At 76.2% G+C, this 15,372-nt stretch carries 13 protein-coding genes; 7 read left to right on the top strand and 6 right to left on the bottom strand.

The window, feature by feature from the left end; translation table 11 throughout:
- Positions 1 to 14 precede the first annotated feature (14 nt).
- The 4 genes from SH587_RS14180 (at position 15) to SH587_RS14165 (ending at position 4,445) form a co-directional block, all read left to right on the top strand.
- Positions 15 to 1,586: a glycerol-3-phosphate dehydrogenase/oxidase gene (locus SH587_RS14180; protein ID WP_320671284.1), complete on the top strand. Its 1,572-nt coding sequence runs from the start codon at positions 15 to 17 to the stop codon at positions 1,584 to 1,586.
- Positions 1,587 to 1,645: 59 nt separating this feature from the next.
- A complete protein-coding gene (locus tag SH587_RS14175) occupies positions 1,646 to 2,353 on the top strand; it encodes a TetR/AcrR family transcriptional regulator (protein ID WP_320671283.1) in 708 nt (235 codons plus the stop codon).
- Positions 2,350 to 3,567: a radical SAM family heme chaperone HemW gene (gene hemW, locus SH587_RS14170; RefSeq protein WP_320671282.1), complete on the top strand. Its 1,218-nt coding sequence runs from the start codon at positions 2,350 to 2,352 to the stop codon at positions 3,565 to 3,567. The genes SH587_RS14175 and hemW overlap by 4 nt, the downstream gene beginning before the upstream one ends.
- A 110-nt stretch (positions 3,568 to 3,677) precedes the next feature.
- Positions 3,678 to 4,445 carry a TrmH family RNA methyltransferase gene (locus SH587_RS14165; RefSeq protein ID WP_320671281.1) on the top strand — a complete coding sequence of 256 codons (768 nt, stop codon included), beginning with the start codon at positions 3,678 to 3,680 and terminating at the stop codon, positions 4,443 to 4,445.
- On the opposite strand, the gene SH587_RS14160 is transcribed toward SH587_RS14165, so the two are convergent.
- The 5 genes from SH587_RS14160 to rpsD form a co-directional block, all read right to left on the bottom strand.
- On the bottom strand, positions 4,446 to 5,219 hold the full coding sequence (locus SH587_RS14160) for a YaaA family protein (RefSeq protein WP_320671280.1): 774 nt from the start codon (positions 5,217 to 5,219) through the stop codon (positions 4,446 to 4,448).
- A 10-nt stretch (positions 5,220 to 5,229) separates the two neighbouring features.
- A complete protein-coding gene (locus tag SH587_RS14155) occupies positions 5,230 to 6,114 on the bottom strand; it encodes a VOC family protein (protein ID WP_320671279.1) in 885 nt (294 codons plus the stop codon).
- A 125-nt stretch (positions 6,115 to 6,239) separates the two neighbouring features.
- Positions 6,240 to 6,716, bottom strand: a complete 477-nt coding sequence (locus tag SH587_RS14150; protein ID WP_320671278.1) for a hypothetical protein — start codon at positions 6,714 to 6,716, stop codon at positions 6,240 to 6,242.
- Positions 6,717 to 6,876: 160 nt separating this feature from the next.
- A complete protein-coding gene (locus SH587_RS14145; RefSeq protein ID WP_320671277.1) occupies positions 6,877 to 8,340 on the bottom strand; it encodes a calcium-binding protein in 1,464 nt (487 codons plus the stop codon).
- A gap of 512 nt (positions 8,341 to 8,852) precedes the next feature.
- Positions 8,853 to 9,491 (bottom strand): 30S ribosomal protein S4, encoded by a 639-nt coding sequence (rpsD, locus tag SH587_RS14140; protein ID WP_320671276.1) that lies wholly within the window; start codon positions 9,489 to 9,491, stop codon positions 8,853 to 8,855.
- 260 nt (positions 9,492 to 9,751) lie between these two features.
- Here rpsD and SH587_RS14135 point away from each other — a divergent pair, with 260 nt between their 5' ends.
- Positions 9,752 to 11,185, top strand: a complete 1,434-nt coding sequence (locus tag SH587_RS14135; RefSeq protein WP_320671275.1) for a zinc ribbon domain-containing protein — start codon at positions 9,752 to 9,754, stop codon at positions 11,183 to 11,185.
- 61 nt (positions 11,186 to 11,246) lie between these two features.
- The gene (locus tag SH587_RS14130; protein WP_320671274.1) at positions 11,247 to 13,211 is read left to right on the top strand and encodes a hypothetical protein; all 1,965 of its coding nucleotides are present in this window, start codon (positions 11,247 to 11,249) and stop codon (positions 13,209 to 13,211) included.
- Here the strand turns inward: SH587_RS14130 and SH587_RS14125 are convergent.
- Positions 13,196 to 13,909, bottom strand: a complete 714-nt coding sequence (locus SH587_RS14125) for a TetR/AcrR family transcriptional regulator (protein ID WP_320671273.1) — start codon at positions 13,907 to 13,909, stop codon at positions 13,196 to 13,198. The genes SH587_RS14130 and SH587_RS14125 overlap by 16 nt on opposite strands.
- Positions 13,910 to 14,107: 198 nt before the next feature.
- Between SH587_RS14125 and SH587_RS14120 the strand changes: the two genes are divergently transcribed.
- Positions 14,108 to 15,352 (top strand): acyl-CoA dehydrogenase family protein, encoded by a 1,245-nt coding sequence (locus SH587_RS14120; protein ID WP_375341767.1) that lies wholly within the window; start codon positions 14,108 to 14,110, stop codon positions 15,350 to 15,352.
- Positions 15,353 to 15,372: the final 20 nt, after the last annotated feature.

Raw genomic sequence — 15,372 nt, 5'->3', positions numbered from 1 at the left:
GTCACCATTGGGTCATGGCGCTCGACCTCTCCACCGTCCCCGGCGCGCTCGATCCGCACGCGCGCGGCCGCCAGCTGGCGCGGCTGGGGGACGGTCAGCCGGTCGACGTCGTCGTGATCGGTGGCGGCGTCACAGGTGCCGGGGTGGCCCTGGACGCCGCCACTCGCGGCCTGCGCGTGGTGCTGCTGGAGCGGCGCGACCTGGCCTGGGGCACCAGCCGCTGGTCGAGCAAGCTCGTCCACGGCGGGCTCCGCTACCTGGCCTCGGGCGCGGTCGACCTGGCGCTGGAGAGCGCCCAGGAGCGGCATGTGCTGCTGACCCGCACCGCGCCCCACCTGGTCCGGCCGCTGCCCTACCTGATCCCGCTCGCCGGCGACGTCGGCCGCGCCAAGGCGGCCGAGCTGCGGATCGGCCTCGGCCTCGGCGACGCGCTCCGCGCCGCCGCCCGCACCGCGCCCTCGGCGCTGCCCCGCTCGCGGCGGGTCAGTGCGGCCGAGGCGCTGCACCTGGCCCCGGGCCTGGCCGAGCGCGACCTCCGCGGCGCGCTGCTCGGCTGGGACGGCCAGCTGGAGGACGACGCCCGGCTGGTGCTGGCGATCGCCCGCACCGCCGCCGCCCACGGCGCCACGATCCTGACCGGGATCGACGTCCGCCGGGCCGCCCCGGGCGACGTCGAGGCGGTCGACGCCACCAGCGGCGAGACCCTGCACCTGGCCCCGCGCGCGGTCGTCAACGCGACCGGCGTCTGGGCCGGCGAGCTCGACCCCGGCGTCCAGCTGCGGCCCAGCCGCGGAACCCACCTGGTGCTCGATCCCTCGGCCTTCGGCGGTCAGCTGCGGGCCCAGGTCTCGGTCCCGGTCCCCGGCGAGTCCGGCCGCTTCCTGCTGGTGATCCCGCGCCCCGACGGGACCGTGATCCTGGGCCTCACCGACGACCCGATCGACGGCCCGATCCCCGACCTGCCCGAGCCGACCGCGGCCGACCGCGAGTTCCTGCTGCGCAGCGCCTCGGCCGCCTTCCGCCGCCCGATCGGGCCCGAGCAGGTGATCGGCGCCTACGCCGGCGTGCGGCCGCTGGTGGCCGGCGACGCCGGGGCGACCGCCGACCTCTCGCGCCGCCACGTGGTCCACGTCGCCGGCAGCGGCGCGGTCACGATCACCGGCGGCAAGCTCACCACCTACCGGCGGATGGCGGAGGACGCGCTCGACCGCGCCGTCGCCGAGGCGGGCCTGCCGGCGACCCCCTGCCGGACCACCGAGGTGCCGCTGGTCGGCGCCGCCTCGCGGCGGTCGCTGGCCGCGCTCGCCGTCCCGCGGCGGCTGGTCGAGCGGCACGGGGCCGAGGCGCCGCGGATCGCCGCCCTCGCCGCCCGCGACCCCGAGCTGGCGCGGCCGGTCGCTCCCGGCAGCGACGTCCAGCAGGCCGAGCTGGTCTGGGCGGCCGCGGTCGAGGGCGCCCGCGACGTCGGCGACCTGCTCGACCGTCGCACCCGGCTGGGCCTGGTCCCCGAGCGCCGCGCGGCCGCGGTGCCGGCCGCCGAGCAGGCGCTGGCGCGGGTCGCCGACGCCGTCGGGGCCGCCGTCTAGGGGGAAAACGCCCCGCCGGCCCTGCGCGGACGGCGAACACGCGCCATCATTCGCAGCCGATGGCGTCCGACGACGACCACCCCGCCGTCCAGCTGGGCGACGCGATCCCCGATCCCGCCTGGCGGGACGACGCGACCCTGCGCGGGGCGCTCGAGCACGCCGTGCAGGTGGCGCTCGACCGGCCGCCGGTCGCCCTGCGGCTGCTGGAGTCAGCCCGCGCCTGCGTGCTCGACCGCGGGGTCGCGCGGGTGACGATGAGCGACGTCGCCCGCCGCGCCGACGTCAGCCGCACCACGCTCTACCGCCACTACCCGGACGTCGAGGCGGTCCTCCGCGACCTGATGACGCACGACTTCGGGCGGCTCGCGATCGAGGCGGTCACGGTCGCCGTCGATCGCCCGAACGGCCGCGAGCGGCTGGTGGCGACCGTCGCCGAGGTCGTCCGCGCGCTCCGCGGCGACGCGCTCTTCCGCAAGATCCTCGACGTCGATCCCGAGCACCTGCTGCCGTACCTGACCGCCCGCCCGGGCGCCTCGCAGCGGACGATGCTGGAGCTGCTGGAGGCGGCGATCGCGGCCGGCCGCGCCGACGGCTCGATCGCCGCCGGCGACGGCGCCGTACGGGCGCGCGTGGTGCTGCTGCAGCTGCAGGCGGTGACCGTCTCGGCCGGGGTCGTGGCCGACGACGAGGCGGCCGAGGCGGCCCTGGTCGACGCCGTGGCGATCGCGCTCGACGCGCAGCTGCGGGTGCCGATCGCCGGCTCGTGAGCCCGCGGCTGCCGGACGGCGATCCGGCGCCCGACGACGGCGCCCTGCCGGCCACGGCCCTCGCCGAGCGGCGCGGGCGGCCGTTGAGCGTCTACGTCCACGTGCCGTGGTGCGCGTCCCGCTGCGGCTACTGCGACTTCAACACCTACGTCCCGCCGGAGGGCGCGCTGGAGGGCCTGGGCGAGCGGTTCGCGGCCGCCGTCGACGCCGAGCTGGCGCTGGCCGCGCGGGTCCTCGACGAGCGCCCGCCGGTCGCCACGGTCTTCCTCGGCGGCGGGACCCCGAGCCTGCTCGACCCGGCCGTGCTCGGCCGGGTGGTGGCCGCGGTCGACCGCCGGCTGGGCCTGGCGCCCGGCGCCGAGGTCACGTGCGAGTGCAACCCGGAGTCGGTCGACGGCGAGCGGCTGGCGCGGCTGCGGGCGGCCGGCGTCACCCGGGTCTCGTTCGGGATGCAGAGCGCTCGCGCCCACGTGCTCCGCTCGCTGGAGCGGGCCCACGACCCCGCGCGGCCGCCGGCGGCGGTGGCCGAGGCGCGCGCGGCCGGCTTCGACGCGGTCGGGCTCGACCTGATCTACGGCGCCGACGGCGAGCGCGACGAGGACTGGGGCGCCTCGCTGCGGACGGCGATCGCCGCCGGCCCGGACAGCATCAGCGCCTACGCCCTGACCGTCGAGCCGGGCACCCGCTACGCGGCGTTGGTCGCGCGCGGCGCCCGCCGCGGCACCGACGACGGCACGCTCGGCCGCCGCTACGAGGCCGCTGACCGGGCGCTCGCCGCCGCCGGCTACCGCTGGTACGAGCTGTCGAACTGGGCCCGCAACCCGGCCGGCGTCTGCCGCCACAACCTCGCCTACTGGCGCGGCGACGACTGGTGGGGCGTCGGGCCGGGCGCGCACTCGCACGTGGCCGGCGTCCGCTGGTGGAACGCGCTCCGGCCCGCGAGCTGGATGGCGCGGCTGGCGGAGGGCCGCTCGCCGGCGGTCGGCCGCGAGACCCTCGACCGGGCCGCGCGCGAGCTGGAGGCGCTGATGACCGCGATCCGGCTGCCGGAGGGCCTGACGGCCGCCGCGCTGCCGGCCGGGGCGGCGGCGCGGGTGCCGGGGCTGCTGGCCGACGGGGTCGTCGATCCGGCGGCCTGGGCGGCGGGGCGGGTGGCGCTGACCCGCCGCGGTCGGCCGCTCGCCGACGGCGTGCTCCGGCGGCTGGTCGCGTGAGGGCGTCGGGCCGGGCCGTTGCGCCGGGCCGCCGCGACGTGGCAGGATGTGAAGGACCGATGCCCGAGGACCCTTCGAGTCCCGTCACCTCGGCTCGCGATCCGCGGGTCGTGGACCTCCGCGAGCTGCAGCACGATCACCGCCTGCGCGACGAGCGCGGTCTGGCCGTGGTCGATGACGAAGCGCTGCTGCTCGCGGCCCTCGAGGCCGGCTGCACGATCGAGCTGCTGCTCGAGGATGCGGCCCGCCGCGAGGATCCCGCTCCCTGGCGCCAGCTGGTCGACCCGGCGGTCGCGATCCCGGCCGCCGGCGACGCCCTCCGCGAGCTGTCCGCGACCGGCCGCCGGCCACGGGCCGTGGCCGCCGTGCGCCGTCCGCCGGTCCCGCCCGGACCGGCTCCCGGCGGCGGCCTGGCCCTGCTCGGGGTCTCCGACTCCGGCAACGTCGGCGGGATCCTGCGGACCGCCGCCGCCTTCCGGCTGCCGGCGGTGACGCTGCTCGACGGTTGCGCCGACCCGTGGGGCCGCAAGGCGCTGCGCGTCTCGCAGGGGGCGGCCTTCCGTCCCGGCCTGGTGCGGCGGGCGACCGACGTCGCCTCGCTCCGCGAGCACAGCGAGGGTCCGCTGGTGGCGGCCGTCGCCCACGACGGCGAGGATCCGCGGGCGCTGCCGGCCGGGGCGACGGTGCTGCTCGGCGCCGGCCACGGTGGGCTGACCCGCGGCGACGTCGCCCGCTGCGACCTGACCGTGACGGTGCCGGCCGACGGCTTCGACTCGCTCGGGGTCTCGGCGGCCGCGGCGGTCGTGGCCTACGCGCTGGCCGGGGCCCGCGAGACGACCGCCGGTCGCCGTCCGGCGGCCGACGTCGCCCGCGCCTGATCAGACCCGCTCGACGACGGTCAGCGAGACCCCGCCGCCGCGGTCGGGCTGCCCCAGCTCGACCGTCCAGCCGGCGCGGGCGACCCGCTCGGCGATCCCGTCGACCGTGCGCGGGTCGCGACCGCTGCCGCCCTCGTCGATCAGCAGCGCGCGGGCGATCTCGCCGCGGGTCGCCTTCGCCATGTGGCTGACGACGGTCCGGCGGCCGGCCTGCTCGCGGACCACGTCGACCGTCACCACCGGCGCGTCGGCCGGCGTCCAGAGCGCGCGGTAGGCGCCCGAGCGGAGGTCGACCACCAGCTCGTCGGCGGGCAGTGCGGCCCGCAGCGGCTCGCGCCACAGCTCGGTGGTGGTCGGCAGCCCCGGCAGCCGCACGCCGGCCGGGCAGCGGTAGGCAGGGATCCGGTCGTTGGGACCGACCACGCCCCAGAGCGCGCTGGTGATCAGCACCCGCCGGCCGGCCCGCCGCTTGGCCCCGGTCGGCAGCCCGATCAGGTCGAGCCGGTCGAAGAGCACGCCGCTGTAGATGCGGGCCGCGGCCCCGGCCGGCTGCCGCTCGAGGTCGGCGTTGCGGGCCAGCTCGGCGCCGCTGCGGGGACCGAGCCCGAGCGCCTCGAGCGCGGTCGGCTGGTCGCCGGCGCTGAGCCGCTCGAGCGCGGCGATCGCCCGCCGGCGGACGGGGTTCAGCTCGGGGAAGCTCAGCTGCTGCAGGTCGACCGGCCGCCCGCGGGCGGGTGCGGTCTTTCCTTCTGAGGGCGGCAGCAGCAGGAGCACCCCGGGAACGCTACGCGGACGGCGGGAGACCTGTCCGCTCGCGCAGCGCCAGCCGCAGCGCGACGCCGGAGGGATCGCGCACGACCGGATCGCCGTCGAGCAGCTCGACCGGCTCGTGGCCGGCGGCCCGCAGCCGCTCGAGGGCGCCGTCGCGGACGCCGGCGTCGCGGTAGAGGAGGGTGGCGTGGCGGAGTCCGCGCGCGCCGGGCACGGCGGCCCGCCCGCGCGAGCGCCAGACGTTGGTGCCGACGTGGTGGTGGTAGCCGCCGGTGGCCAGGAAGAGCGCGTCGGGGTAGCCGTCGGTGGCGACGTCGAAGCCGAGCAGGTCGACGTAGAAGGCGCGGGTGGCGGCCAGGTCGGCGACCTGCAGGTGGACGTGGCCGACGATCGCCTCGGTCGGGATCGCGGCCTCGGGCGCGTCGCTGCGGGCGGCGCCGAGCAGGTCCTGGAGGTCGAGCGCGATCGTCGCCATCTCGACCTGGCCGTTCGGCTCGTGCCGCCACTCGTCGCGGGGGCGGTCGCGGTACAGCTCGATCCCGTTGCCCTCGGGGTCGTGCAGGTAGAGCGCCTCGCTGACCAGGTGGTCGGAGGCCCCGTCGAGCCGCTCGCCGGCGCGGGCCAGCCGCAGCAGCGCCTCGGCCAGCTCGGCGCGGCCGGGGTAGAGGATCGCCAGGTGGAAGAGCCCGGCGCTGCGGGGCGCGGGGCTGGCGTCCTCGACCTGGTGGAGGACGACGAGGTCGCGCTCCTCGGTCCCCAGCCGGACCACGCCCTCGCCGGCGTCGCGCTGCTGGAGGCCGAGCGCGTCGCGGTAGAAGCGCCGGACGCCGTCGAGGTCGACCACGTCGAGCGCGACGGGCCCGGCGGCGATGCTGGTGGTGGCGGTCGTCACGGGCATGGCTCCACAATAGCAAGTGCTTGCACAAACAACAATAGACTGGTGGGATGGCCCCGCGAACGGGGCCGGGGGAGGGCCGGGCCGCGGCCGCGCCCCGAGCGGGCGGGGCCGGAGGCCGCGACGACTCAGTCGGCCGACAGCTCGGGGCCGTCCTCGCCCTCCTGGACGTTCGAGGCCATCTGCTCGGCCAGCTGCGGCAGCAGGTCGGCGACCTGCATCCCCAGCACCTGGGCGAAGGTGGCCACCACCTGGGTCTCGCCGTCCTCGCCCGCGACCTCCTCGATCTGGGGCGAGAAGATCGCCTCGGCCTGGACCTCGCCGGGCTCCTGCGGGTGGTCGGAGAGCACGATCACGGCGCGGCCGGGGCCGTCGCGCTCGACCCGACCGCCGAGGACGTCGCGGACGGCGCCGAGGATCTCGGCGACCATCTCCGACCAGAGCACGCGGGCGTCCTCGCGCTCGGCGTCGTCCATGTCGGCGAGGTGGTGCTGGTTGCGCCGCGCGAGCGCCTCGACGCCGGCGGCCACCGACCGCTGCTCCAGCAGCTGGTCGATGTGCAGCGGCACGGACGGCTCGGGCATCGGGACGGGTTCGTCGCTCACGGGCCCCACGCTACGCCATACGTCGCGACGCCGCAGGACGGATCGACACGCGGCCGGCCCTGGAACGACGACGCGGCCGGTCCGAGCACCCCGTGAGGGGGTCGGCCGGCCGCGTCGGCGAGCGGACGTCGCGGGCGGGAGGCTCCCGCCCGCGAGCGGCCTAGCGCTTCTTGGTCGGGGTCGTGACCTCGACCTTGCGGCAGTTCCGCAGGCGGTTGTTGCGGGCCTCGTTCTTGTTCGCCCGCACCACGTCGCGCGGCGAGCCGCAGTTCACCACCACCGGCTTCGTGTAGATGCTGATGCTGACGATGTTGCGGCCCTTCTTGGTGGCCGGCCCGGTGAAGACCCGCTCGCCGCCGGCACGCGTGCTCGTGCCGGTGGTGAAGAAGTCGTTCCCGTTGCCGCCCGAGAGCCGGTCGTTGCCCGGATCGCCGTGGAGGCTGTCGTTGCCGGCCTCGCCGTAGATCCGGTCGTTGCCGTTGCCGCCGTAGATCCGGTCGCCGCCGGCGCCGCCGTAGAGGCGGTCGTTGCCCTCGCCGCCGTAGATCCGGTCGGCGCCCGCGTTGCCGTCGATGCAGTCGTTGCCGTCGACGCCGTAGAGGCGGTCACCGCCGCCGAGGCCGAGGATCCGGTCGGCGCCACGGGTGCCGTAGATCTTGTCGCTCTTGGCCGAGCCGACCACGACGTAGTCCTTGCCGGGTCCGTAGAGGCACTTCGACTTCGGCAGCTGGCCGGCCTCGGCCAGGCGCCGGGCCTCGACCAGCGGGATCACGGTCCCGCCGCGCGGGGTGTCGGTGCTGTTCGGGATCCCGATCACGACCAGGCCGTAGCGGTCGGTGCCGGGGATCACGCAGACGATCGGCGCGCGGCCCTGCGGCGTCGAGCCGGGCGGGCAGATCTCGTCCTCGTTCCCGGGCGGGTTCGAGGGGCCGTCGCTGTTGCAGACGTCGCCGGTGTTGCCGATCTTGGTCTCGCCGATGACGATGTCGAGCAGGCCGCCGTTGGGGCTGCCCTGGGTCGGGGCGACGCGGATCCGCAGCGGCTGGACGACGATCCCGTTGGCCGTCTTGACGACCTTGTTCGGGGTGTCGATCGAGACCAGGCCGCCGAGGCCGAGGCCGTCGACCGCGCCCTTGAGCGCGGTCACCAGGCCGTCGAGCGAGACCGGGGCGCCGAGCACCTTGAGGTCGGTCAGGATCGAGCTGCCGGTGTACTCCGGCTTGCCCGCCTTGCAGGTGGCGGTGGCGCTGGCCTTGATCGCGCCGACCGAGAGCAGCTCGGCCAGGCCGGCCGGCTTCAGGCTGACCTGGGCCAGCGTGGTGCTGGCGGTCACCGACTGCGCCTTCGGCGCGCCGGTCTGCGGCGTGATCGTGGTCTTGGCCTGGGCGGCGGTGGCGAACAGCAGGCCGTCGACGATCGGCACGGCGCCGCCGGTGTTGCCGGCGCCCTGCTCGTCGCTCGAGCAGAGCGGCTTGTCGAAGGTGAGGCCGGGCGTGCTGCCCTTGATGCCGTTGGCGACCAGGGGCTCGACCGGAGCCGGCATGTTCGCGACCGAGGCGTAGATGCCGCTGGCGCGACACTGCCAGGCGGCCGGTGCATCGGCCGCGGAAGCCCCGCGCGGCATCGCCAGCAGGGCGACGGCGACGGCGAGGAAGAGGAGAAGGGCCGCCGTCGCACGTGGCGATCGCGAACGCGACCACGCCGAACCGGGCGACGGGTAGGGGAGGGAACTCAGAGGCGCTGACACCTGGCTATGTCTACCGGAACCCCCCTCCGCCAGACGCCGGAATCCCTGCATATGGGGGTCAACCAACAGAGAGTTGACGACCTGTCACCGGCCCTACGACGATCGTCCATGGCTATGACCCGCGCGTTCCCTGGACGTTCGATCGGGTTTACGGCGGCCACTACGGTGTCCAGCCCGTCGGCAGGGGCGGTTGCGGGGCCGCCGCTCCCCCCGATCGGTGGGTCGTCGGCCTGGACGGCGAACGGCCGATCCGCCGGCCGTTCGTCCAAGCTCGGCGGCCAGGCGCGGACGGCGCGCGGTGCCCCGGAACGACGAACGGCGGGGCCCCGAGGGGCACCCGCCGTTGGCAAGGTCGTGGTCGCGGCGGGGCCGCGACGGTGGCGCCGGGGCTAGGAGCGGCCGGCGAGCTCGACGATCAGGTGCTCGGTGATCGGCACCTGGATCTCCTGCCGGGTCGGCAGGCGCAGCACGCGGCCGGAGAGGCCGTCGTGGTCGGCCTCGAGCCAGGCCGGGACGATCGCGACCAGCTCGGTGGCCTCCTGGGCCAGCGGCTTGATCGGGGCGCCGTCCTTGATCGTCACGACGTCGCCCGGCTTCAGGCGGGCCGAGGCGATCGTGTGGCGGATGCCGTTCACGAGCACGTGGCCGTGCGAGACGAACTGGCGGGCCTGCGCGCGGGTGGCGGCGAAGCCGAGGCGGACGACGACGTTGTCGACCCGCAGCTCGAGCAGCTGCAGCAGCCGCTCGCCGGTCACGGTGTTCTCCGCGTTGCGCTTGGCCGCCTCGGTCAGCAGGCGACGGAACTGCTTCTCGCGGACGCCGTAGTAGCGCTTCGCGCGCTGCTTCTCGCGCAGCTGCTGGGCGTAGACCGACGTCTTCATCCGACGACCGCCGCCGTGCTGCCCCGGGGGCAGCGCCCCGCGGCGCTCGAGCGCACCCTTGCCGGCGAGCCGGCGGGCACCCTTGAGCTCCAGGTCGACGCCCTCCCGGCGGGAGAGCCGCTCGACCGGTCCGGTGTATCGACCCATCGAGGGCCTCCTAGATCCAAAGTCCGTTAGACAAGAGTCCGAAATCGTAGCCCAGGAACCCGATTCGACGCGCTGCGGCCGCCGCACGGCCGCCCGCGCGGGAACCTGACGGGGTGCGACCCGCCGCGGGCCGAGCTGGCAGACTGCGGGGCCGGGTCGCCGGGTTGCGGGCAGGAACGACGCATCTCGCGGGCAATCTCCGCATGATGAGGCGGTCGCGGTTGTGCGTCCGCGGCGACCAGGATCCGTTCCCCACCGGCATGAGTGACACCTCGACCGACCGCGACCCCGAGCTGACCGACGACGCGGCCGAGCCCGACGGCTCCGCCTCCGCCGAGCCCCGCGACGCCCCGCCCGACGACGGCGCGGACGAGCGCGAGGAGCAGGCGTCCGAGGACCAGGACGGGGACCGCGCGGACGAGGCCGAGGTCGACGCCGACGACGCTGCCGTGGACGACGAGGACGACGCCGTCGCGACGACCGCCGACGACGGCGACGACGACGGCGAGATCGACGACGCCGCCGCGCCGCCGGTGATCGGCTGCCTGCGCTGCGACGCGCGGGTGCCGCTCGGCTCCCGCTACTGCCCCCGCTGCGGGGTGCCGCTGGTCCGCTCCGGCGAGGACGCGGCCAGCCGGCTCTCGCGGACCCGCCGCAACGCGCCGATCCCGGTCCGCCTGATCGTGCCGCTGCTGGTGGCCGGCGTCGTCGCCGTGGTCGCCTGGCTGGCGGTCATCAACGACCCCGACGCCGCCTACCGCAAGGACGTCGCCGCCGACCTCTCGCGCGCCGTCGACGCCAACCGCGAGCTGTCGCGCCACCTGCTGGCGCTGCGCCCGGGCGGCGACAGCGGCGCCGCCCTGACCGCGGCCGAGCAGGCGACGACCGAGCTCGACGCGGCCGCCCGCGCGATCGAGGACCGCGACGTCCCCAGCGGCGAGACGGCTCGCTTCACCCGCGCGACCAACGCGCTGGCCGCCGACCGCACCTACGTCACCACGGTGCTCTCGATCCTGCGCGAGTCGCGCTCCGGCGAGCTGTCCGAGCTGGGCCGCCGCTCGGCCCGCGCGGCCGCCGCGCTGGCCACCGTCGACGACATCGTCCCGACCGAGGGCGCGATCGACGGCACCCGCGAGCTGGGCCGCTTCGCCCGCGCCCCGCGCAGCGGCGGGGGCAAGGGCAAGGGCAAGGCGACCGGCACCTCGGCCAAGGGCGGATCGACGTTCCTCACCACCCTCGACGAGCGGATCGACGCCGCCCGCAGCGCCTTCCCGAAGACCAAGCGGGCGTTCGCGCTGCTGCGCGCCGCCCGCGACGGGGTCGACCGCTTCCAGGGCCAGGGGGAGCGCCCGAGCGACGCCGCCGCGGCGGTCTCCGAGGCGCGCGAGCTGTTCAACGGGATCGCCGGCGACCGGACCGCGGCCGCCGGCCAGGTCCGCTCGCTGACGACCAAGAACGAGAACCAGCGCGCGATCGTCGAGCAGCTGGCCGCCGCCTACGAGGCGTCGGCGGCGACCGCTACCACGCTGGCGCAGTGCCTCGGCGCGGGCGACACGACCGCCACCGCCGCGCGCTGCCTGGAGCAGGTCCGCGACCGCTCGACCGCCGAGCGCAACGCCCGCGAGGCGTTCCTGACCGCGGTCGCCCCCGGCCGCCGGGCGGCGCAGCTGCCGCCGATCTCCCCCGACCTGTAGGTCGTCCCCGCTCCCTCCGACCGCGCCCCGGGGCCGCCGCAGCGGCCCCGCTCCTGCCGAGATGCCCCGTCCCCGCCCCGCCGCGCCGCTCGCGCTCCTGCTGGCGATCGTCGCGCTGGCCGGCTGCGGCGGCGGCGACGGACCGGAGCACGACCGCCGCCCGACCCGCCCGCCGGCCCCCGAGCGGGCCGCCGACGAGGCCCGGGCCAGCTTCGACGGCGCCCGCCGGGCGAGCGCCGCGCAGCCCGCCACCCGGGTCGACGAGCGCGACGACGACGCCGGCCGGCTGGCCCGCCGGGCCCGCGACCTGGCCGCCGACAGCGTCGCCTCGTGGTCCACGCTGCAGCTGCCGGACGGCCGCTTCCGCGACCCGCTCTCGGGCGGCCGGGCGACGACCGGCTACGGCCGCGTGATGCTCGGCTACGGGCTGCTGCGGGCCGGCCTGCTGCGCGACCGCGAGCCGCTGTGGGTGGCCGGCGCCCGCGCCCTGGCGCGCCGCAACCCGCCCTCCAGCCAGAGCTTCCGCGCGCTCGGGATGCTGGCCGCGCTCGAGCGGGTGCCGGTGCTGCCGCGGACCGTCCGCCGCGAGACCACCCGCTACCTGCGCGGGTTCCAGCCGACCTCGGCCAAGCCGGGCGAGGAGGGACCGGCCGGCGGTCACCAGCGCGACCGCCGGCCCTACAGCAACCTCAAGCTGGTCGAGGCGACGTCGGTCGCGATGCTGCTGCGGACCGGTCTGCGCTCGACGGTCGCCGGCACCCGGCTGGCCGACCGGGCCACGTCGCGGGCCTTCGTCCGCTCGGTCGTCGGGCCCGAGGTCGCGCGGGCGATCGGCCCCGACCTGCGGGCCCGCGGCGCCGACGGGCGGATCACCGGCGGGATCCTCTCCGACTCGCCGACCTACCCGCTGGCGTACCACGCGCTCTCGACCTGGGCGCTGGCGCGAACGGTCCGTGAGCTGGGCCCGGCGGCCCCGCCCGCGGCTCGCCGGAGCCTGCGGCGGGCGCTCGACGCGCTGACCGTGCTGATGGCGCCGGACGGCCAGGTGGCCTGGTACGGCCGCGGGCAGAGCCAGGTCTGGGTGCCCGCGATCGCCGCCGCGGCCGCCGCCGAGGGGGCCCGCGCGTTCGCCGCCGACCGGCCGCTGGCGGGACGGCTGCTGGCCGTCGTCGACCGCGCGCTGACGCTGCTGCGCGACCGCTACCGCCAGCCCGACGGGCGGCTGCTGCTCGTCGACCGCGGTCCGGGCGCGGCCGAGCGCCGCGACATGGTCGGGATCGACCACTACGCCGGCAACGTCGTCTACGGCGGGCTGGCGGCCTACGGCCTCTTCGAGGCGCTGGACGCGCTCGCCGCGCTGCCGGAGGGGCTGCGGAGCGGGCCGCTGCCGGCCGACGGCGACCTGCGGGTGGTCGACGGGCGCACGTCGCACCTGGCGGTCGTCCGCCGCGGCCCGCTCTGGTTCGCCGTCCACGGGATCGCCCAGCACCGCCGCGACCTCCGCTACGACTTCGGCCTGCTGCGGCTGGAGCGACGCGACGGCGACGGCTGGCGGGACGCGCTGCGGCCGCGGCCGATCACCCTCACCGGCGACGCCCGCACCGTCTCGGCCGGGCCGCAGATCGTCGTCGGCGGCGAGGCCGGCTACCCGGTCGGCGAGCGGATCGACGCCGCGGCCGACGGCACGGTCACCGTCCGCGGCGGCTTCCGGACCCGCGCCGGCGGCTGGCTGGCGCGCGGCGTCGTCTTCCGCTGGCAGCCGCGGGGCACGGTCCTGCGGATGACGGTCAGCGGGCTGCCGCGGTCCGCGACCGTTCTCCGGACGACGGTCTACGCGCCGCCCGCGAGCCTCCGCGCCGGCGGCTCGACGGTGGTCGCCGAGGGCCTGCGGGTGCGCTTCGCCGCTCCGGTCCGGACCGCGATCCGCGGCCGCTTCCACAACGCCCCCGACCGCGACCTGGCGGCGGCGGTGGTGCGGGTCGCGCCGCGCGACGGCCGGGTCGTGGTCGACTACGAGACCGGCTGACCGCCGGCGGCGGCGCCCGCCGCGGCCGGGTGCAGCATCGCCGCGACCAGCGAGCGGACGGTGTCGCGGACCCCGTCGGGCGAGACCGGGAAGAACCACGGCATCCCGCCCGGCAGCTCGCGGATCCCGTTGCCGACCCGCGCCAGGTGGGCCAGGCCGAGGATCTGGACGTAGATCGCGTTGGCGGCGTAGTCGGGGTCCTCGACGGCGAACTCGCCCTCCGCGTTGCCGCGCCGCAGCAGCGCCACCGGCCGGTGCAGCGCCTCGGCCACCGCCCGCCCCATCCGCAGCATCGCCGCCTCGCTGATCCGCTCCAGCAGCTCGGTCCCCGGCTGCCGCAGCATCGTCATCGCGATGTCGATGAAGGCCGGGTGGCGGAGGCAGAAGTCGAGGAAGTTGGCGGTCAGCGCCTGCAGCTGGTCGGTCGCCGGGCCGTCGTCCTCGATCGCGGCGAACTCGCGCGTGAGGTCCTCGACGTAGGTGACGATCGTCAGCGCGAACAGCTCGTCCTTGCCCGAGAAGTGGCGGTAGATGATCGCCCGGTTGAGCCCGGCCGCCCGCGCGACGTCCTCGATCTGGGCGTCGTGGACCCCGCGCTCGTCGAACAGCGCCCGGGTCGCGTCGAGGATCTCGCGCTCGCGGTCGCGCCGTCGCGCGGCGGCGCCGGAGCGGCGCGCGGAGGGGCTGGGGGAGGCCATGGACGTTGATCCTACCGCCGGTTGCGTCGATCTGTAAACCTTGGTTACACTTTGCGTCAGACGCCCGGTCACCGTCTGACCGGGTCCTGGGCTGCGGCCCGCGAATCTCCCCTTCGATCGTCCGAGGAACTGTCCGAGATGAGCACCACCACCAGCGTCGACGTCATGGCCCTCGCGGGCGAGCTGGCGCAGGAGCGCATGAAGCCCGAGTGGTCGACCTTCAGCCTCGAGCTGAACGAGGAGCAGCGCGAGCTGCAGGCCTGGGTCCGCGACTTCGCCGAGAAGACGATCCGCCCGGCCGGCGCCGAGTGGGACGAGCGGGAGGAGTTCCCGTGGCCGATCGTCAAGGAGGCCGCCGAGATCGGCCTCTACGGGCTCGACGGCACGCTGTCGATGTTCATCGACCCGACCGGCCTGCTGACCCCGATCTTCCTCGAGGAGATCTTCTGGGGCGACGCCGGCATCGGGATGGCGCTCCAGGGCACCGGCCTCGCCGTCTCCGCGATCTTCGGCCAGGGCACGCCGGAGCAGATCAACGAGTGGCTGCCGCGCTGCTACGGCACCGCCGCCGAGCCGCAGGTCGCCGCCTTCTGCTCGTCGGAGCCGAACGCCGGCTCGGACGTCTCGAACATCCGCACGACGGCCAAGTACGACGAGGCCAGCGACGAGTGGGTCATCAACGGCTCGAAGTCGTGGGCGACCAACGGCGGGATCGCCGACGTCCACGTCGTGATCGCGACCGTCGACCCGTCGCTCGGCTCGCGCGGGCACGCCGCCTTCGTGGTCCCCAAGAGCGAGATCAAGGGCATCTCGCAGGGCGCCAAGGTCAAGAAGCACGGCATCCGCGCCTCGCACACCGCCGACGTCAACCTCGACGACGCCCGCGTCCCCGGCCGCTACCTGCTCGGCGGCAAGGAGAAGCTCGACGCCCGGCTGGCGAAGGCCCGCGAGGGCAAGACCTCGCGCGGGAACGCCTCGATGGCGACCTTCGAGGCCTCGCGCCCGGCCGTCGGCGCGATGGCGCTCGGCGTCGCCCGCGCCGCCTACGACTACGCGCTCGACTACGCCAAGGAGCGCGAGCAGTTCGGTCGCAAGATCATCGAGAACCAGGCGATCGCGTTCAAGCTCGCGAACATGAAGACCGAGCTCGACGCCGCCCGGCTGCTGGTCTGGCGCGCCTCGTGGATGGGCGCCGGCACGCTCCGCGGCAAGCCGCACGCGTTCGAGAACGCCGAGGGCTCGATGGCCAAGTACAAGGCCTCCGAGGCCGGCGTGAAGATCACCGAGGAGGCGATCCAGATCCTCGGCGGCAACGGCTACACCCGGGAGTACCCGGTCGAGCGCTTCCACCGCGACTCGAAGATCATGACCATCTTCGAGGGCACCTCGGAGATCCAGCAGCTGGTCATCGCCCGCACGATCTCGGGCGTCCGCGTCCCGTAGCGCGGGGCGGACGGTCGGCG

It is taken from the genome of Patulibacter defluvii, assembly GCF_034096925.1.
GTDB classification, from domain to species: domain Bacteria; phylum Actinomycetota; class Thermoleophilia; order Solirubrobacterales; family Solirubrobacteraceae; genus Patulibacter; species Patulibacter defluvii.
This window is presented reverse-complemented; position numbering and strand designations above follow the sequence as displayed.